The organism is Sphingomonas phoenicis (assembly GCF_047238005.1).
GTDB lineage: Bacteria > Pseudomonadota > Alphaproteobacteria > Sphingomonadales > Sphingomonadaceae > Sphingomonas.
On the sequence record NZ_JBDFMC010000005.1, the window covers coordinates 63,382 to 80,230 of the forward strand.

A 16,849-nucleotide genomic window follows, 5' to 3' on the forward strand; every position below is an offset into this window, starting at 1 on the left:
ATGATCCCCGCCATGATCGCGACCGCCGTCGCGCCCGAGACGATCACCAAGGTCACTCGGCTGTTCAACAACACCGCCTATGACGTGATCTGCGAGCTGTTCCAGAACGCGCGCCGCGCCGGGGCGAGCGAGATCGCGGTGACGATCGTCGACGGGGGCGACGCCTCCTACCTTCAGGTGGTCGATGACGGCCACGGCATCGCCGATCCGGCATCGATCGTGACGCTGGGGCGGTCGGGCTGGTCCGACGATACGCGCAAGGCCGAAGACCCTGCCGGAATGGGAGTGTTCAGCCTCGCCGGCCGCGACGTCATCATCCGGTCCTATTCCCAGCCCGACCGACAGGGCTGGATGGCGCATATTCCGGCGCTGGCCTGGGAGACGAGTCGCCCCATCGCAATTTCGCCCGACCCGATCTCCTACGGAACGTCGATCACGATCCGGATGCCCGGGCAGTGGCTGGCGACGATCGAGCGCGACGTCGCCGCGGCCGCGCTGCATCTCCCGGTCGCGGTCAGTCTCAACGGAACGCAGCAGTCCCGGAAGGACTGGCTCGCGGACGCGGTTCACGTCGAGGTCTGGAACGGAACGCGGATCGGCATCCTCAACGTCTCCGCGTCGCACCACTCGGTCAAAGACCCCAGCCTAAACTTTCACGGCGTGACCATCCCCTGCCATCTCCCCCATGTGCAGGAGACCGATCGCGGGGGCCACTGGGTCGCGCGGGTCGACATCGTGAACGCGCCGGAGATCCAGCTCGTGCTCCCGGCCCGGAAGGAGGTTGTCGAGAACGACGGCGTCGCCGCGCTGCGCCGGTCGGTGCAATGTGCGCTTTACCGCGCCATCGCGGCGCACGGCACGCACCGCCTGTCGTTCGAACAATGGAGCGAGGCGCGCGACCTCGGCATCGTCCTGCCGGAGGCCGAGCCGTATCTGTTCACCTGGGTCGCGCCCGCCGCCGACACCTACCGCAACTACGAAACCGGCGAGCGCTCGACCGATCCGTCGATGGTCCTGATGCCCGACTTCGACGCGCTGGTCGCGCAGCCGGCAGCCCGCGCGATCGCTGCCCACAACCCGTTTGGCGGCCCACTGGTCGAGGCCAAGGACGCCTTCAAGGGATACGGATGGTATGACCGCCTCGCGCGTATCGAAACCCTCGCTTTCGACGTCGTCCAGGGCGACCTCGCTTTCACCGTCTCGGACGAACTGGAGCCGCCGGCCGAAGCCGAGGACGGGTGGGTCGACGCGATCACGCTGACCGCGTCGGTGTCGCACCTGGGCGGTTTCGTGGACGTCGCCTGCGATGCCGACGTCGCCTTCGCGACCACGGCCCAGCTGTTCTTCCCCGCCGAGGAGACGCCCATCTTCGTTCGCCGCGGCAGCGGCCTCTCTGCCGTGGCTGTCGCCGAGCTCCTCGAGAGCGCCACGTTCTACGCGAGCGACGATGGTGACGCGGACAGCTACGACACCCAGCAGGAACGCTTCAGCCGCGACGCCATCGAGAGGACGATCCGCCTGCTGGAGGGCGGCGATGCCGCGCTCGAGAAGCGGTTGCGTGACCTGCTGTCGGGCTACTCGTTCCTGATCCCGGAGGATCGGGCCGTCTCCATCGACGTGACGAGAAATGGCCTGTCGATCACGATCTCGCCGACCACCCCGGCCGACGCGTCATGATCCCGGCCCCGCCGGTCGTCCTCGCCTACGGCATCGGCGTCGACAGCACCGCGCTCCTGATCGAGAAGGTCGCTCGCGGCGAGATCCCCGACCTCGTCCTGAGCGCCGATACGAGCGTCGAGAAGCCGGAGACCTACGCCTACCTCGACGTGATCCGGCCATGGATGGCCGCCCGCGGCATCCGCCACGAACTCGTCTCCTACACGCCCAAGCGGTTCAAGCACTGGCCGCCCTATTACGGGCTGCTTGAGATGTGCCTGACCAATGCGACCCTGCCGAGCAAGAGCCTGGGGGGCTCGAGCTGCAGCCTGAAATACAAGAAGGCTCCGCAGGACGCGTTTCTCGCGACGTGGCAGCCCGCCATCGATGCGTGGGCGCGCGGCCAGCGTGTCGTGCGCCTGATCGGCTACGACGCCGGACCCCGCGACACGATGCGCGCGAACCACGCGCTGTCGATCGACGACCCGCTGTACGACTGCCAGTACCCGCTGCGCGAGTGGGGCTGGGACCGTGACGCCTGCGTCGCCAGGATCCAGGCCGAAGGGCTTCCGGTCCCGCCCAAGTCGGCGTGCTGGCTGTGCATCGCCAACAAGCCCGACGAAATCCGCGGCCTTCCCGCCTGGTGCCTGCGGCTGATCGTGCTGGTGGAGGCGCGCGCGGCGCCACGCCTCCATACCGCCGAGGGCTTGTGGCGGCGCACGACCCGCGCCCGGCCGGGCCGCATGACCGACTTCATCCGGCACGAGCGACTGCTGCCCGCCCACGAGATCGACCGCATCTGGCGGGACGCCCCGCTGGACCTGATCCGCTTCCAGGACGTCGCCGCGATGGTGCCGGTCTCCGAAAGGCCGACCATGCAGGACTGGCTCGCACGCTTCAACGCCGGTCTGCCGTTCGCCGCGGACCGCAACCGGATAGCCGCCTGAGCAGCCGCGGCACGGGGTCAGCCACCGGCAGCACGCGCGATCGGCTTCTCGAGGGCGCCCGCAAAGCCCACGCAAGAGGGAACGAGACCATGGACAGCATCACCGGACTGGCCTCGCGCAGCGACGCCATCGGCAGGCTCAACGACCGCTGCCGGCAGGGATACGACAGGACCGCTCGTATCGTCGTCACCCGCACCTGCCTCGGCGCGCTCGCCGACGATACCGTCGCCGCGCAGGCGGTCGCCCAGGCGACGCTCCTACGGGCGATCCGCCGCCACCGGTTCGCCGACGGCGACCAGGTGCGCGATCGCGGCGACTTCCTCGTCGCCGGCGTCAGGGCCTACTTCACGATCGACTGCTACGATCGCAACCTCGAATACGGTTCCGAGGATCCCGCCGACGCGAGCGTCACCTGCCGGGTTCTCACGATCATGCTGCGCGACGACCTATAATGACCCCCGTCACCCCGTGCGCGACCATCGCCCCCTCCGGCATCGAGATCATCGTCGGGCTGCCCCATCTCGCCCGCGGGCCGCTGCTTGCCCGCGCGGCCGCCTTGGGCGCGCCGGTCCTGATCTCGGCGAATTGCCTGTCGAGGTGGCGCAAGGCCGAGGGCTGGCGCGAATGGTCGGGCTGGCGGACCAGCACACTGGCAAACGCCGCGCCGCTCGCCAGCGTCGATCTGGACAGCGCCGGATTCTCCATGACGGTCAAATATGGCGGGATGCCCTGGACGATTGGCGACTACATGGCACTGGCCGCCGCCTTCCCCTTCCGCCGCGTCGCTTCCGCCGACTATTGCTGCGAGGTCGAGGTCGCGCACGACCGCGAGGAGGTCCGCGACCGGGTCTCGCGCACGATCGCGACCAACCGGGAGTGCCACGCCCGCGCTATCGACCTTGGCATCCGGGACCGCTTCATGCCGATCCTGCAGGGACGGACGCCGTGTGACTATGTCCGCTGCCTAGACGCGCTCCACGGGCTGATGCTGCCCGGCACCGTCATCGGCGTCGGCAGCATGTGTCGGCGCCCCATCCACGGTCCCGAGGGGCTTGTCGCCGTCGTCGAGCGGCTCAGCCGCGAGCTACCGATCGGCACGAAGCTCCACGGCTTCGGGGTCAAGGGCGACGCTCTTCCCTTCCTCGCGCCGTTCGCCCGCTGGGTCGCCTCGATCGACTCCCAAGCCTATGGCATCGCGGCACGTCGAGACGCGCATCGTCGCCAAGTCGCCAAGACCGACCAGCTCGTCGCCGACCACCTCGAACGCTGGTATCGCCAGCAGTGCGCGCGGGCCGCGCGCCCGCCCCGCTTCCTGCCCGAGGCCGAGGAGACGGTCGCGCCGACGACCGTGTGCCCCGACCCGTGGGAACACGCGATCGCGCTCGCTCGCCAGCAGGTCCGCGAGCTGATCGAGAGCGGCGACCTCGAACACGACGAGATCACCGCCGCCTGGATCGAGACATGGGCGGCAGACATCTACCACGAGCTCGAGGCGGCCTGAGAGGGAAGGGGGAGCGGGAAAGGCAGCGCGCGACGGCGAGCAGCGCCCCGCGACCACGCTTCCGGAGGTCCCATGCTTCAGTCCACCATCACCCGCGTCTACCGCCACGGGCACCTGTTCGCCGGGATCGGCGCCGGGGCGAAAGGCTTCAACCAGGCTCGCCCCCGGGTCGGTAACATGGTGGCGCATTGGGAGTGCGCCGGCGGGATCGACGTCGATCCCGGCGCCATCCGCAACTTCGGCCGGCTCACCGGCGTGCCCGGCACCGTTATGGATCTCTTCAGCCGCGACCAGTTCCGCGCATTCCACGGCCGCGAGCCCGACGGCGGCTGGCGGGAGACGACGCCGGCAGACATTCGCGCCGCGCTGGGTGCGCTCACCTGCATGCTGCTCAGCCCGCCGTGCAAGGGCTTCAGCGGCCTCCTGTCGCAGGCGAAGAGCCTGACGGACAAGTACCAGGCGCTGAACGCACTCACGCTGAGGGGGATCTGGCTGACGCTCGAAGCCTACAAGGACGACCCCATCCGCGTCATCCTGATCGAGAACGTCCCGCGCATCCAGACCCGCGGCCGATGGCTGCTCGACCAAATCATCGCGCTACTCCGCGCCTACGGCTACTCGGTCAACGAGGACCGCCACGACTGCGGCCAGATCGGCCACCTGGCCCAGAGCCGCAAGCGCTTCATCCTGATCGCCCGGCACGCCGAGCTGGTCCCGCCCTTCGTGTACCAGCCCCGCAAATACCCGCTGCGCGGTGTCGGCGAGGTGATCGGGCAGATGCCGCTTCCCGGTGATCCGCTCGCCGGTCCGATGCACCGCGTCCCCTCGCTCCAATGGCAGACCTGGGTCCGGCTCGCCTTCGTCGAGGCCGGCTCGGACTGGCGCTCCCTCAACAAGCTGGCCGTCGAGAACGGCGTCCTGCGCGACTACGGCATCCGCCCGGAGCTGCCGCTGCGCGACAACGCCTACGGCGTATGCCGGTGGGAAGACCGTAGCCCGCTGGTCACCAGCGCCCGCGCGCCCGGCCAGGGCCGCTTCTCCGTCGCCGATCCGCGCGCGTTCTCGTCCCGCGACGGCAGCGGCTACCTCGGCGTCCGCCACTGGGTGGATCCCACGGGGGTGGTGAGCAGTCGTGGCGGCCCCACCAATGGCAGCTTCTCGATTGCCGATCCTCGCCCCGGCTACCGGGCCGGCACCCACACCAGCCTCCTGTCGGTAGCCTCCTACGACGCCGCTGCCCGCGTCGTGAGCGGCGCCGCGCACGTCGCAGGCGGGGCGCTAAGCGTCGCCGACCCCAACATCAGCCATCAAGGCCGCAGGTCAGCCGCACGGACCGGCACCCCGACCGTGCCGATCACCTTCTCGGTCGCCGACCCGTCGCCTTGCTATGGTCCGGCGACCCATCGCCACGTCCTCGGGGTGATCGCGTGGACGAGCTCCACGGGCGTCGTGACCGGCTCGCCGAAGCCCAGCACCGGCGCCCACTCGGTCGCCGACCCGCGGATCAATGGTCACAGCGCGAGCGTCCAGCTCGGTATCCGGGACTGGACCGAACCCGCCGGCGTCGTCACCGCGAACATGTGGGCCGGCTCGGGCCGGAACGCGGTCGCCGACCCGCGCCGCGATCGGGCTCCCGTCGCCAATACCTTTCGGATCGTGAAACTCGCCACCGAGGCCACCGCCGTGCTCGATCCGCGCGCCCGCGAAGGACGCCATCCCAACGGTAAGTACCGCGTGTGCGCCTACGACAGCCCGACCAACGCGGTGATCGGCGCGTCGACCACCGGCATGGGCGCGTTCGTGGTCGCGGATCCCATCTACCACAACGGCGAGATGGGCCAACACGCGAACAAGATGCGCGTCGTGCCGGCGACCGCCGCCGCGCCGACGGTGACCGGCTCGGACCGCGTCGGCTCGGGCGCACTCTCCGTCGCCGACCCGAGGCCGCGGGCGCTCAGCCGCGCCGATCGCCACGACTACCTCTCACAGAGCCACTACGGCATCGTCGGCTGGGGGCAGCACACCGGCGCGCTCCCGGCTTTCGCCAAGAAGTGCAACGGCAGCTGGTCGGTCGCAGACCCGCGCCCGCCATCCGTCGACGAACGTCCAGCGGCGCTTCCGGCCAAGGACGACCGCCTTGTCGCGCGGATTGTCGCCTTGGACGGGACCTGGCACCGCCCGTTCACATCGGCCGAGCTGCTCGTCATCCAGGGGATCCTCGCTCCGACCGAGTACATCGACCTGATCGGCACCTCGGATGCCGAGAAGCGCGAATGGGTCGGGAACGCGATCCCGCCGCCCGCCTCCTGCGGGATCGCGGAGACCGTGGGCGAGACGTTGCTCCTCGCCGATGCCGGCGAGCAGTTCGCGCTCTCGCCCCGCGAGATCTGGGTGAAGCCCGGCGCGCTCGCGCTCACCATCGACAATCGCCAGCCGGCCTTCGAGATGGACGGGATCGACACATGGTTCATGTGATCGACCGCTCCGCGCGCGCAGAAACGCGCAATCCCGTGCTCGCCTTGCCGGCGATCGACGCGCTACGCGGCCTCGATCCCGCTGCCCAGGCCGCGCTGCGGCTCGTACTGCTCGACCTTCAGCAGGACGCTCGCCGCCGAGCCGACAAGAGCTGGCGCACTCACAAGCCGCCCCTCGCCGCCTATTGGTCGGCCGTCGGCGTCTATGCCGGCCACATCGCGCGATCCCTCAACCGGCCCCGGCGCTGACCGAGGCCGCAGACCAACCAGGGCGATCATCATGCTGACCGACCGAAGCCAGCGCTGGCGCGACAGACGCAGCCTATTCGTCGCGGGCGATACCCTGATCGACCCACGACGCTACGCCGTGGACGTCCTCGATCACGAGACCGCGCGCGCGTTCATCGCCGACCATCACTACCTGACCCGCTATCCTGCGGCGCAGGTCGCGGTCGGAATATTCGGCGCAGGGAAGGGCGGCTCGCCCGCACTCGAAGGCGTCATCGTCTTCGGCGTTCCCGCCACCGGAGCGGTCATCACGCGCCACACCGGCTTTACCGACCCGGCGAGGGGCTGCGTCCTGCAGCGACTGCTCTGCCTGCCCAGCGTGGCCGCCAACGGCGAAAGCTACTTCGCCGCACGAGCGTTCCGGCTGCTCCGGCAAGTACGCCCTAGCATCGAGAGCGTGGTCAGCTTCTCCGACCCGGCATTCGGGCATTGCGGCGGTGTGTACGCCGCCCTTTCGGGCGCTTACCGAGGCCGGACGAGGCCGCGGCAGGTGCTTCGCATCGCCGGGGAGACAATCTCCGACCGGACCCTGTCCAAGATCCGCAACCTGGAGAGCGGCCACGCCGGCGCAATCGACAAGCTCGTCCGCCTCGGCGCACCGCGGCCGAGGCCGCGAGAGCACCCCCGAGACTGGCTCCAACGATGCCGCGCAGGCGGCATCCTGACGAGCGCCCGGCAAAGCCCCCTCTTCACCTACTGCTTCGAGCTTACGCGCGCCGCGCGCCGCTCCGGGTACGCCCTGCCGAGGCTCAACTATCCGTCGCGCTCCGACGTCCTGCGCGAACAGATCGGACCATAGCCCGTCGTTCCGACGGGAAGGAGAGAGGGAGCTGATCCGGTGTCCATAGAAGGGGCCGGACCATGCACATCCATCAAGCCATCGGCATCGCCAGACAGGACGAGCGTCGCCTCACCCGTTACATCGACCGCCGAGGCCGCTTCCTCGACGCGCTGGATTGGGATGCGCTGCCCGAGCAGACTGCGCGCGAGGCGTCGATGCTCGACGAGCTGCTCGAAACCGACCTAGCCGAATCCAGCGCCTATATCGACTGGCTCGAGGGTTGTGTCGCGATGGGCGTCGAGGACATCGTCGGCGTCGTTCGCTTTGAGCCTGGGCCGCACCCTTGGCTTAAGGCGTGGGTCACGCTCGCTTGAGCGAACCCGCGCAATCACCGCGGCTGATGGCAACGGATCGTGGCCACCGCCCAAGATCGAGGTCAGGATGAGCAGACACGTATTCACCGGATTGCGGGGCGAGAACACGATCGCGATCGGCTGGGACCGGCCACTGGAGACATTCTTCGTCCAAGTGCTTGCACCACACCCGACGCTGGAAGGCGAAGAGGAGGTCCTCTTCTGGAAGGGCACCGATCTCAGGGAGCTGCCGACCGCCGCGGATGCACTTGCCGCCGCGCGCCCCTGGGCCCTCCTGCCGGCCGATCTCGGCGCCACCTTGGAGACCGACCGCATGAAGACGCTCGGCAAGTCCGACGGTGAACACCAGGTCGAGATGAAGCGCCGCCTCTCCCGCGACTAGCCCAGCCGACTAACCGGCCCGACATAGAGGGAAGGGGGCGGGGTAAGGCGGTCCGATCGGGACCGCTGGAGACCCCCATGCCCTACTTCGTCGACATTGGCGGCGCACCCGCCAACGAGGCTTGCGCGCAGCTCGGCCAGACGCCGCGCTTCGACACGCTGAACAAGCTCGAGGTGCTCGCCTACAAGTACGCGATCATCGCCCGCTACGGCGCGCCGCCCCCCGGCTGCCGACTGACCGGCCTGTCCAACCGCCACGATTTCGGTTGCTATGTCACCCTGGTCCTCCAAGTCGAGAACGAGCTCGACGAGGCCGTGCGCGCCTACGCCGAAGCCGTCGAGGAAGGGCTGGGCTCCTGGCTCGAAGCCGGATTTCGAGCGCCCGTTTCCTATGACGACGCCACGCCGACCGAGGTCCACGCCGACCCGATCGAGATCCTGGTGAGCGCACTCCTGGTCACGCGGCCAAGCGCCGACGGGAGCTTCCCGATCGCCGACTTCGCGACGCTGCACGGCAACCTCAGCAGCGCCTTTCCCGACGAGGCCGCGATCGCCCGCGCGCGCCTGACCGAGGCCGCGGCAGCCTGACGGCGCCGCCATTACCGGAGAGACCAATGTCCAACAGCTACCTCAAGGCCGCATTCGCCCTGCTCATGTCGCGCGAGGACGCGGCGCTCCTTCGACAGGCCGAAGCGGCAGCCTCCTTCCTCAACGACGGACTGGATGACGACGAGCTCGCCGCCGCGTACGAAACGCTCGACGAGCGGTTCCGCACGATCTTCCCGCCCAAGAATGATGCGCCCTTCGGGAGTTTCGTCGAGCTCTTCGACGATCGCGACTGCATCTACCTCGATGCCGATATCGACATCGAGGACACGCCGGGGGAGCCCCTCGTCCGCGTGAGGTTCACCGGCGACCAGTTCGGGATCGACCCGATCGCGAAGCTGCTGTTCCGCGCCTGCAAGTCGGCGCTGCCCTGCGGCTTCACCTGGTCGTATGACAGCGACCGGCTCCGTGTCGGGGAGTTCGGGGGCGGCTGCGTCGTCATCACCGACGCCGGCCTGCAGTGGCACAACACCCAGTCGATCCTCGAGCGCGCGTTCGAGCGCATCGAGAAGGGCCCGTTCGAGGGAGTCGACGGCTTCGTGCTCGCCACGCGCCACAGGGATCACGGCCTGTCCTTCTGGAACAACGCCGACGGGTTCGGCGCGCTCGCCACCGCCACCGTCTTCACCGAGCGGGAAGCGGCCGAGTTCGACAAGCCGATCGCCGATGACGAGCCGGAGTTCATGTCGCTGCCGGCGCCCACCACCGCCCTATGATTCCCGCCGCGCCGGTCGCACCACCGCGGCCGGCCGGCACCAGCGCACGAGGCCACCATGATCGAGGAGCCGTTCGATCCGGCCGACGCGAGCTGCTGGCTCGCGCGAGGCCGAACACCCGCGCACGCGGCCGCCATCGCCAGCGCGTGGCGGGACTTTCCGGACCTTCCGCCCAGCGCCCCCGCCGCCGACCGTCTCGCCCGAGGCCGCGAGCGCATCGCCGCGATGCGCCCGATCAACGACGAGATCCGCGTCCAGGTGGAGGCTGAACGTCAAAGGGCGAACTTCAGCTTCACCGACAATCTGCTGAGACGCGGCAAGGGCACCGACCGAGACGTCGCGATCCTGCGCGGCCGCGACCAGTACAGCTACGAATGGGACGTCGCGAACCGCTACGCGGATGGTTGGTATGCCGCTCATGTCGGCTGGCCGCACAGCTATCCCGACGGCATCCCCTCACAGGCTCCGCTCGCGTCGCGCCGACAGGCCTATGACCAAGGCTTCACCGATGGAGGCGGCGACCGTACCGACCTGTTCGATGCCGCCCGGCGCAGCAACCTCGCGATCCTACGAACGAGCAACTTCCCTCCGCCCGCGCCGACCGCGACAAACACCGGACGCCCGCTGCCCAGCGCCTGGCCGAAGCCGAGCGACGAGCCGAGGCCGACACGCTGGTCGCGCAGGCTCGCCATCCTGAGCGACACGGATGCGCAGGCGTTCGCCCCGCCGAACGACCCATGGGACTTCTTCGGTCTCATCCGCGCCCGTGACGGCGCCGACGAAGCGACGATCATCATCCACACGCCCGCGGGGTTTGTCCGGGCCGGCGACCCGACCGCTGGAGACATCACCACCGTCCCGCTCACCGCAGCCGCCGCCCGGGCGCAGCTCGCCGATGCCCTCGCCGGCCGCGAGTTCGACGACGTGCTGGTCGCCCTGCAGGGTGAGGCGCTCGCCCTTCTCGATGAGGTCGCGAGCGCCCTCCCGCTTTGCCGGACAATGGAGCGCACGCGCAATACCCGGCTCCAGCAACGGACCCATCTGAGGACCTGGCTCGACCGTGGCTACGGATCCGACGACAACATGGCCGCCGGCCATATCCGCTGGAGCAAGGCCATCCACGGCCTCCACGGGAAGCTCGGGGAGTTCACCGCCCGGCATGTCGGAGCCGCTCCCAACCGGGGACACCTCATCCGCGTCGAGACCGTCTCCGGCGCTCTCGCCTCGGGGTACGCCGGGTCCGACGGCTCGCCGCTCGCGCCCGAGATCGTCGTGTCCAGCAAGGCGAAGGTACGCGCGACCATCGCCACCGCATTGCGGAACTTCGCCGCGTCCACACCCCTGATGGGGACCTTCGCGCGCCGCGCCGCATAGCCACGTCGACCACACTCAGCCCGGTGACCCAGCCACTCCGGGCCACCGGGGCGAGAGGGAAGGGGGAGCGGGAGCGGCAGGACGGGGAAACCCGGCCAGGTCGATCCAGGAGCCCCCTATGCGCACGCTTCTCGCCTTCTACGACATGGACATCGACTATGGCGGCCCCGAGGAGGGCGGCTGGTGGTTCGACACCGGCACCTTCGTCCGCGTCGCCGGCCTCTTCCGGGACGAGGCCGCGGCCGAACAGGCGCAGCGTCGCGCAAACCGCCTCCTCGAGCGACTGCAGCGGCACCGCACGCCGATGTCGTCGGTCACCTACACGGGCGGGCGCTTCCGCGCGCTGACCTTCACCGACCTCCCGCCGGCGCACTTCCCCGCCACGCGGCCCTCCTATTCCTGACGCCGCGGCGTCGACCCCATCTGAAAGGAACGGTGATGAACCGCGTCCACCACTTCCCGACCAGCCAGCACGCCTTCAACGCCTGCTTTGACGACCCGCACGTGCGCGAGGGTGACGTTCTCGTCGTCCCACCCGAAGGGATCGTCGCGCTCGCATCCACCGATCCCATCGCCGTCACCACGGCGCACAGCGATCTGCGCTCCTTTCCGACGATGGACCGTGACCGGCTCCTCGCCGAGCTGGTCCACGACGCACACCAGATCACCGTCGCGGTCGAGGAAGCGCTCCGCCATCACTTCCCGGTCGCGCCGCACTTCCTCGCGTTCGCAGGGCCGCGTCACGCGCTGCACGCCACCGAAACGATCGTCGTGCTCCACCTCGATGACCTCCTGGTCACGTCCGACGCGATCGACCACCGGATCACGGCCCTGCAACAGCGCCTGACCGGCGCAGAGAGCGGGAGCTCTCTGGCGCTGTTCACCGAGAACGCGATCGCGCGCCTGCGCACAGCCCGCGAGAAACTCGGCAGCTACGCGCTGCAGCGCGCCTGACCCTGTCCGACACATCCAAGCCAGCCCCAAGGAGCCCACCATGGCGACCTCGTCACGCCCCAGCGATCCGGCGCCGACCGCGGCATGGATGCTGGACAACGCTCGCGGGTTCCTGCCCGCGCCGCTCACGCGCGGCGAGCGGAACGCTCTCGACCACCACCTCCACATGGTCGCAATATGCGTCGAACTGGCGCTGAAGGCCGCACTGCTTGCTGCCGGCAGCTCCGACTACTCGAACCGCGTGTTCATCGGCCACGACCTTGCCGAGGCCGCAGACCAGGCCGCAGATCGCGGGCTCGCGGTTCCTCGCCCGCTACGCGCGCTGATCGCCGTCCTCCATCCCTACTACATGGAGGGCGGCTTCCACCGCGGCCGACGCCGCCGCTGGCCCAGGCTCGTCACCCGAGCGCGCGCCATCGCGGCAGACCTGATCGAGAGGGTGGCCCATGACATCAAGGCCGGCGTGCTCCAGCCCCGGTCAGGACCGCCCAGGGCCGGACTGGCCTCTAGCATCGCGGTACTCGCGGTCGCCGCCTGCCTTCCGTCCGTCCGCGCCATCTTCTTCGCCCACGACCTCGACTTCGCGCCGCGCGACCGATGGTTCGTCCGGGCGATCAGCCGACTGCCGATCGCCTCCCGGGGCGTCTACCTGATGAGCTGCCGCGCCCAACTCGGCTACCGCACCATCGCCCGCCTGACCTTCATGCCCGTCCGGCGCGTCGAGGCGCATATCGCAGGGTCGCTCCTCGCGCTCCGCCAGGACCATATCGCAGCAGGCGAACCGTCATGCGCACGCTGATCGCGACCTACCGCGGTGCCGAGAGAGAGATCGGCCGCTTCGCCACGATCGGGGAGACAGAACGGGCGCGCGCGCGCCGAGGCCGACGAGGCGGACCATTGCCAGGAGTGCCTCACCAGCGGCGACGCCTACGAGCCGACGATCTTTCGGATCGATCCTGTGTGAAGCCCCGGCGATGCCCTGGACGTCTCCTTCGGGTGGGCCATCGCCGCGCGAAGGGCGCGCCGATGAGGCGCGCTTACGCGCCCTGCTCGGCCCGGAACGGGGCCGAGGAGAGGAGTGGGATGAAGAGGGGTGTCGAGGACGAGGGGTCCGAAGGCATCAGGAGTACGACATCATGAACATCGGTTCGATCAAGCAGAACGACGGCGGCATCTTCATGGGCCGCATCTCGACGCTGGCGGTTGCGATGACCATCGCGCTGAAGCCGGTGCAGTCGGCGAACCCGCGCGCGCCGCGGTACGAGATCCACGCGCTCACCCCGGGGCGGACCTGGGTGCAGGTCGGCGCGCTCTTCGAGCTGACCTCCAACAACACCGGCGAGGCGTTCCTGAACGGCCGCATCGACGACCCGTCGCTGCCGGCGCCGCTGCAGATCTCGGCGTTCCGCCAGGACGACGGCTCGTACAACGTGGTGTGGCAGCGCGCGCAGCGTCGCCGCGACGTGGGAGCGGCGCTGGGGGTCAAGGGCGAGGACGAGCTGGCCCCGCCGTTCGGTGCCGACGGCAGCCCGGTCGGCGACGCCGGCGAGGGCACGGGCGCGGGCGCAGGCCCGGACGACGGCCTCGGCCAGACCACCGCCCCGGTCGAACCGGCCACGACCCGCCGCCGCGGGCGCCGCGAGACCGTGTCCGAGGACGCCTGACGTCCACAGCGGCCGCACATCACCGTCCACATCGCAGGGTCCGCGCTCGTTCCGAGCGCGGGCCTTGCGTCGTTCATCGTCATCAGGTCGTCGCACGCGCGGAGCAGACCAGCAATTAGCTCCAAATCGGATCAAAACATCGAACGCGCTTTAACTAAGTAGCAATAATACCTAACAAGTATCTCCTGGGGCGATGCTCGCGCATCGTCCCCCCTTCTTGCCGGAAAGGCTTGAAGTTCTGCGAACGAGTCGCAACTACACGAGATAGAGAAAAGGGGCCGCGGTTGTGATGAGCTGGAAAGGGGACGAGTTCGCGCCCGGAACCAGCTTGCCCTCAGCCGCTGGAGAAACCCCCATGGGCGACCGCGTTTCCGTGTCCATCGCGATCGGTGGAACCCTGCCCGACAGCTCGCTGGACGAGCTGATCGCCCTCGCACAGGCCGAAGCCCTATCGACCGAGTGGGGCGGCGAGCCCTTCGAGCGCGACCAGTTGCCCGACGACGGCCCGCTGCGGCTGTACGCCCACGAGATCCCGAACGGCGAGCTCGAAGACGTCGAGGACTTTTGCTGCTCCAACGGCCTGCCGTTCGTCCGCTGGTCGGGCGGTGCCTCGGGCGCCTTCGGCCCCGAGATCGTCGTGTGGACCGGCGAAGGTCCACGCCAGAGCTTCACCGCCGACGAGGACGAGAACATCGTCCTGAACGCCAACGAGGCCCGCGAACTCGGAAGCTACGAGGCCATCTCGCAACACTTCGCGGACGGTCAATACGAACCGCCGCCCTTCCGGGTCTCGACCACAGCGGCTTGATACTCGCGCGGGCAGCGCGGCCGCGTTACACCCGATCGATTGTGAGCGAGACGCCATGACCGAAACCTTGGACCCGAGGGTCGTCGCGTTCGGCCGCGAGGTCGAAGCCTTGTGCGCCCGGACCGGCGATGCCGGTACGGCGCACGGCGTCGACGCGACGTTGCGACTGCTCCACGATTTCGCATCCACGTTCAGCCTCCTCGAGGACCTGGAGACGCTCCCGGCGAGCGAGAACCTGCCGCCCAGCACGGTCGGCCGGTGGGCGGCGGAGATGATGGTCCTGACCGAAGGAGCCTCGGCCGCGGTCGCGCGCGAGCGCGCCGCCGCGCGACAGGCCGCGTCGCGGCGCGCCAGCGATTACCGCGTCGTCGCATCGCTCCTCGGCCTGTCCGCGCTGTTCAACCTGCTTCTGCTCGCCGTCGCCCTCCGCTGATGGCGATGATCGACTTCGAGGACCGGATGCCCGCGCCGCCGCTGTCGCGCGGCGAACGGCTGATGATCGCGATCACCACCATTCTCTCGATCTACGGCGTAGGCGCGACAATCTGGTCGCTGCTGTCCTGACCCGCCCCGGCGTCGAACACGATGCCGGATAACCCCGCCAAACTAGGATGCCCGTCATGGACAACAGCACCCTTCACGGCCTCAGTCTGGTCCTGATCGTCTCGGCTTCGCTGACCCTGCCGTGGCTGTTCGCCACCGCCTTCGGCCGTCGCCGCAACTTCTATTCCGCCAGCTCGGAGACGATCGCTACTGCGCGTCGCGCGCTCGCGCATTACGGCAGCTGGGAAGCGATGGAAGCGGCCGCGGTAACCGGCGAGGACGGCATCGCCCGCGTCACGCTGCCGCCCCGCACCGAACGCGAGGACTGATCGTGGACCGTCCCGCCTCGCGCGCGCCGATCCGAGCCGTAACCTTCGACGATGCCGGCGAAGCGATCACCAGGCTCCTGGTCGTCGCCGGGAGCGACACCGGGCAAGCCGGTCGCGCCGCAGACTTCCTGCTCGCCTGGTGGAATGGCCCCGACCACGGCCACTTCACGATCCTCCACCTCTGCAATTGCGACGCCACCATCGCCGAGGACATGCTGATCGTCATGGCCTATCTCGCCCAAGAGCCGACCGTGTACGCCGATGCCTGGGGCTACCGGGACGCAATGGTCGAACTGGTGGAACGCTGGCGTCCGACCTGAAAGCAGCGCGAGAGGCGCATCCCGCCACTGGCGGGACCGGGCTCTAGTCGGCTGCGCCTCCCGGAGCCCCGCGAGCGGGTCTCCGCCCCATCGGGTAACGATCCCTTGCGGGCGCCGTCCGTCTCCGCTCGCCCGACCTCGCCGCGCCTTGCGGCCCGGCATCGCGGTCTCGCTCCGGCCGGACGGCGTCCCTTCGGAAACCAAGGGCTCTCTCTCGTGTCGTCCGAGTCTGGCAGACGGGGTTGGCGGGCCGTCAAGGACGAGCGGTTCCCCCAATTTTCACGACCCCGACACTCCGCTGCGCTCCGCTTACGGCGCCAAGAAAATCGGCTCCCCCGCTCGCGAGCGTCAACCGGGGTCCACGCCTGCGGCGCGGCTTCCCGGTTAACGTCCCTGACGGCCCTGACCACCGCCTGCCCGGGCGGAACCGCCATCGAGCAATGGAGGTTGAAATGGCGGACTTTCAAATCACTTTCTTCCGCACCGCGCTGAAGGCGGGTATAGAGGCCCGCGAGGCTCAGGAGCTGACCGAGATCACGGAGGACTTCATCGTGAAGACTGTCGACGCCGCGAACAGGGACCTGGTGGCGAAGCTCGACACGATGACCGGCAAGCTCGGGAACATCGAGACGAAGCTTTCGCTGACCAAGCTGCAGATCGGCTTCATCCTCGCGGTGGGCGCGGTGACCGGCAGCATCGGCACCGCCATCGCCAAGCTAGTCCACATCGGTTGAACCAAGGGGGGCTTCGGCCCCCTTTTTTCGTTCGCTCGCAACGACGGAGGCGATCGTGCAGCTTTATGCTCTTCTCCGCGGCGTGCGTGATCTTCAGGATCGCGGTCACCCGCTCGCTCCAACCCGCTTCCGCCGTCTTGCCGCCCTCTTCATGATCGCGGCCGCGACGGGTCCCCTGGCCCGCCTCGCCGGATGGGAGTGGTGGTTCCAGCCACTGCGCTGACGACATCGGCTCGCTCGCGTCGCGGTCACCCCTGCGGGTGACCGGCTTGCTAAGCCTCGCCGACCCCATAACACCGCCGCCGACCACGTCGGCACGGCTCGCTCGCATCGCGGTCGGCCCTGCGGCCGACCAGCTCGCCACGCCTCGCGCGTGCTTTCCACCCCGTCGGAGACCAC

23 protein-coding genes are annotated in these 16,849 nt (G+C 69.1%); all 23 read left to right on the forward strand.

Annotation, left to right across the window (positions count from 1 at the left end; all coding sequences use genetic code 11):
- The 23 genes from ABC319_RS19130 to ABC319_RS19240 all read left to right on the forward strand — a co-directional run bounded on the left by ABC319_RS19130 (nt 1) and on the right by ABC319_RS19240 (nt 16,673).
- Entirely contained in the window at nt 1-1,677 is a 1,677-nt protein-coding gene (locus ABC319_RS19130) for an ATP-binding protein (RefSeq protein ID WP_413071855.1), read from the forward strand.
- Nucleotides 1,674-2,603, forward strand: coding sequence for an adenine nucleotide alpha hydrolase family protein (locus tag ABC319_RS19135; RefSeq protein WP_413071856.1), 930 nt, complete (start codon nt 1,674-1,676; stop codon nt 2,601-2,603). Before ABC319_RS19130 ends, ABC319_RS19135 begins: the two co-directional genes overlap by 4 nt.
- An 89-nt stretch (nt 2,604-2,692) precedes the next feature.
- Nucleotides 2,693-3,055 carry a DUF3768 domain-containing protein gene (locus ABC319_RS19140; protein ID WP_413071857.1) on the forward strand — a complete coding sequence of 121 codons (363 nt, stop codon included), beginning with the start codon at nt 2,693-2,695 and terminating at the stop codon, nt 3,053-3,055.
- A complete protein-coding gene (locus ABC319_RS19145) occupies nt 3,055-4,104 on the forward strand; it encodes a deazapurine DNA modification protein DpdA family protein (protein WP_413071858.1) in 1,050 nt (349 codons plus the stop codon). The genes ABC319_RS19140 and ABC319_RS19145 overlap by 1 nt, the downstream gene beginning before the upstream one ends.
- Before the next feature lie 72 nt (nt 4,105-4,176).
- Complete coding sequence (locus ABC319_RS19150; RefSeq protein WP_413071859.1) at nt 4,177-6,579, forward strand: DNA cytosine methyltransferase; 2,403 nt, start codon at nt 4,177-4,179, stop codon at nt 6,577-6,579.
- On the forward strand, nt 6,567-6,827 hold the full coding sequence (locus ABC319_RS19155; protein ID WP_413071860.1) for a hypothetical protein: 261 nt from the start codon (nt 6,567-6,569) through the stop codon (nt 6,825-6,827). The genes ABC319_RS19150 and ABC319_RS19155 overlap by 13 nt, the downstream gene beginning before the upstream one ends.
- A 31-nt stretch (nt 6,828-6,858) precedes the next feature.
- Nucleotides 6,859-7,665, forward strand: a complete 807-nt coding sequence (locus ABC319_RS19160) for a Mom family adenine methylcarbamoylation protein (RefSeq protein ID WP_413071861.1) — start codon at nt 6,859-6,861, stop codon at nt 7,663-7,665.
- A 62-nt stretch (nt 7,666-7,727) separates the two neighbouring features.
- The gene (locus tag ABC319_RS19165; protein WP_413071862.1) at nt 7,728-8,021 is read left to right on the forward strand and encodes a hypothetical protein; all 294 of its coding nucleotides are present in this window, start codon (nt 7,728-7,730) and stop codon (nt 8,019-8,021) included.
- Between the two features lie 67 nt (nt 8,022-8,088).
- Nucleotides 8,089-8,403 (forward strand): hypothetical protein, encoded by a 315-nt coding sequence (locus tag ABC319_RS19170; RefSeq protein ID WP_413071863.1) that lies wholly within the window; start codon nt 8,089-8,091, stop codon nt 8,401-8,403.
- Between the two features lie 77 nt (nt 8,404-8,480).
- The gene (locus ABC319_RS19175) at nt 8,481-8,990 is read left to right on the forward strand and encodes a hypothetical protein (RefSeq protein WP_413071864.1); all 510 of its coding nucleotides are present in this window, start codon (nt 8,481-8,483) and stop codon (nt 8,988-8,990) included.
- A gap of 26 nt (nt 8,991-9,016) precedes the next feature.
- Entirely contained in the window at nt 9,017-9,724 is a 708-nt protein-coding gene (locus ABC319_RS19180) for a hypothetical protein (protein WP_413071865.1), read from the forward strand.
- A 57-nt stretch (nt 9,725-9,781) separates the two neighbouring features.
- Nucleotides 9,782-11,098 (forward strand): hypothetical protein, encoded by a 1,317-nt coding sequence (locus ABC319_RS19185; RefSeq protein ID WP_413071866.1) that lies wholly within the window; start codon nt 9,782-9,784, stop codon nt 11,096-11,098.
- Between the two features lie 118 nt (nt 11,099-11,216).
- Nucleotides 11,217-11,501: a hypothetical protein gene (locus tag ABC319_RS19190; RefSeq protein ID WP_413071867.1), complete on the forward strand. Its 285-nt coding sequence runs from the start codon at nt 11,217-11,219 to the stop codon at nt 11,499-11,501.
- Nucleotides 11,502-11,536: 35 nt separating this feature from the next.
- Nucleotides 11,537-12,052, forward strand: a complete 516-nt coding sequence (locus ABC319_RS19195; RefSeq protein ID WP_413071868.1) for a hypothetical protein — start codon at nt 11,537-11,539, stop codon at nt 12,050-12,052.
- Between the two features lie 40 nt (nt 12,053-12,092).
- Nucleotides 12,093-12,851 (forward strand): hypothetical protein, encoded by a 759-nt coding sequence (locus ABC319_RS19200; RefSeq protein WP_413071869.1) that lies wholly within the window; start codon nt 12,093-12,095, stop codon nt 12,849-12,851.
- A 337-nt stretch (nt 12,852-13,188) separates the two neighbouring features.
- The gene (locus ABC319_RS19205) at nt 13,189-13,716 is read left to right on the forward strand and encodes a DUF736 domain-containing protein (protein ID WP_413071870.1); all 528 of its coding nucleotides are present in this window, start codon (nt 13,189-13,191) and stop codon (nt 13,714-13,716) included.
- Between the two features lie 355 nt (nt 13,717-14,071).
- Nucleotides 14,072-14,524, forward strand: coding sequence for a hypothetical protein (locus tag ABC319_RS19210; RefSeq protein WP_413071871.1), 453 nt, complete (start codon nt 14,072-14,074; stop codon nt 14,522-14,524).
- A gap of 55 nt (nt 14,525-14,579) precedes the next feature.
- Nucleotides 14,580-14,957, forward strand: coding sequence for a hypothetical protein (locus ABC319_RS19215; RefSeq protein WP_413071872.1), 378 nt, complete (start codon nt 14,580-14,582; stop codon nt 14,955-14,957).
- The gene (locus ABC319_RS19220) at nt 14,957-15,088 is read left to right on the forward strand and encodes a hypothetical protein (protein ID WP_413071873.1); all 132 of its coding nucleotides are present in this window, start codon (nt 14,957-14,959) and stop codon (nt 15,086-15,088) included. The genes ABC319_RS19215 and ABC319_RS19220 overlap by 1 nt, the downstream gene beginning before the upstream one ends.
- 56 nt (nt 15,089-15,144) lie before the next feature.
- Nucleotides 15,145-15,396: a hypothetical protein gene (locus ABC319_RS19225; RefSeq protein ID WP_413071874.1), complete on the forward strand. Its 252-nt coding sequence runs from the start codon at nt 15,145-15,147 to the stop codon at nt 15,394-15,396.
- A 2-nt stretch (nt 15,397-15,398) separates the two neighbouring features.
- On the forward strand, nt 15,399-15,716 hold the full coding sequence (locus tag ABC319_RS19230; protein WP_413071875.1) for a DUF7673 family protein: 318 nt from the start codon (nt 15,399-15,401) through the stop codon (nt 15,714-15,716).
- A gap of 452 nt (nt 15,717-16,168) precedes the next feature.
- Complete coding sequence (locus ABC319_RS19235; RefSeq protein WP_413071876.1) at nt 16,169-16,450, forward strand: hypothetical protein; 282 nt, start codon at nt 16,169-16,171, stop codon at nt 16,448-16,450.
- Between the two features lie 55 nt (nt 16,451-16,505).
- Nucleotides 16,506-16,673, forward strand: a complete 168-nt coding sequence (locus ABC319_RS19240) for a hypothetical protein (RefSeq protein WP_413071877.1) — start codon at nt 16,506-16,508, stop codon at nt 16,671-16,673.
- The last annotated feature ends 176 nt before the right edge of the window (nt 16,674-16,849 follow it).

Coding starts and splice junctions, on each gene's coding strand:
- ABC319_RS19130 (WP_413071855.1), top strand. CDS start 1: ATGATCCCCGCCATGATCGCGACCGCCGTCGCGCCCGAGACGATCACC.
- ABC319_RS19135 (WP_413071856.1), top strand. CDS start 1,674: ATGATCCCGGCCCCGCCGGTCGTCCTCGCCTACGGCATCGGCGTCGAC.
- ABC319_RS19140 (WP_413071857.1), top strand. CDS start 2,693: ATGGACAGCATCACCGGACTGGCCTCGCGCAGCGACGCCATCGGCAGG.
- ABC319_RS19145 (WP_413071858.1), top strand. CDS start 3,055: ATGACCCCCGTCACCCCGTGCGCGACCATCGCCCCCTCCGGCATCGAG.
- ABC319_RS19150 (WP_413071859.1), top strand. CDS start 4,177: ATGCTTCAGTCCACCATCACCCGCGTCTACCGCCACGGGCACCTGTTC.
- ABC319_RS19155 (WP_413071860.1), top strand. CDS start 6,567: ATGGTTCATGTGATCGACCGCTCCGCGCGCGCAGAAACGCGCAATCCC.
- ABC319_RS19160 (WP_413071861.1), top strand. CDS start 6,859: ATGCTGACCGACCGAAGCCAGCGCTGGCGCGACAGACGCAGCCTATTC.
- ABC319_RS19165 (WP_413071862.1), top strand. CDS start 7,728: ATGCACATCCATCAAGCCATCGGCATCGCCAGACAGGACGAGCGTCGC.
- ABC319_RS19170 (WP_413071863.1), top strand. CDS start 8,089: ATGAGCAGACACGTATTCACCGGATTGCGGGGCGAGAACACGATCGCG.
- ABC319_RS19175 (WP_413071864.1), top strand. CDS start 8,481: ATGCCCTACTTCGTCGACATTGGCGGCGCACCCGCCAACGAGGCTTGC.
- ABC319_RS19180 (WP_413071865.1), top strand. CDS start 9,017: ATGTCCAACAGCTACCTCAAGGCCGCATTCGCCCTGCTCATGTCGCGC.
- ABC319_RS19185 (WP_413071866.1), top strand. CDS start 9,782: ATGATCGAGGAGCCGTTCGATCCGGCCGACGCGAGCTGCTGGCTCGCG.
- ABC319_RS19190 (WP_413071867.1), top strand. CDS start 11,217: ATGCGCACGCTTCTCGCCTTCTACGACATGGACATCGACTATGGCGGC.
- ABC319_RS19195 (WP_413071868.1), top strand. CDS start 11,537: ATGAACCGCGTCCACCACTTCCCGACCAGCCAGCACGCCTTCAACGCC.
- ABC319_RS19200 (WP_413071869.1), top strand. CDS start 12,093: ATGGCGACCTCGTCACGCCCCAGCGATCCGGCGCCGACCGCGGCATGG.
- ABC319_RS19205 (WP_413071870.1), top strand. CDS start 13,189: ATGAACATCGGTTCGATCAAGCAGAACGACGGCGGCATCTTCATGGGC.
- ABC319_RS19210 (WP_413071871.1), top strand. CDS start 14,072: ATGGGCGACCGCGTTTCCGTGTCCATCGCGATCGGTGGAACCCTGCCC.
- ABC319_RS19215 (WP_413071872.1), top strand. CDS start 14,580: ATGACCGAAACCTTGGACCCGAGGGTCGTCGCGTTCGGCCGCGAGGTC.
- ABC319_RS19220 (WP_413071873.1), top strand. CDS start 14,957: ATGGCGATGATCGACTTCGAGGACCGGATGCCCGCGCCGCCGCTGTCG.
- ABC319_RS19225 (WP_413071874.1), top strand. CDS start 15,145: ATGGACAACAGCACCCTTCACGGCCTCAGTCTGGTCCTGATCGTCTCG.
- ABC319_RS19235 (WP_413071876.1), top strand. CDS start 16,169: ATGGCGGACTTTCAAATCACTTTCTTCCGCACCGCGCTGAAGGCGGGT.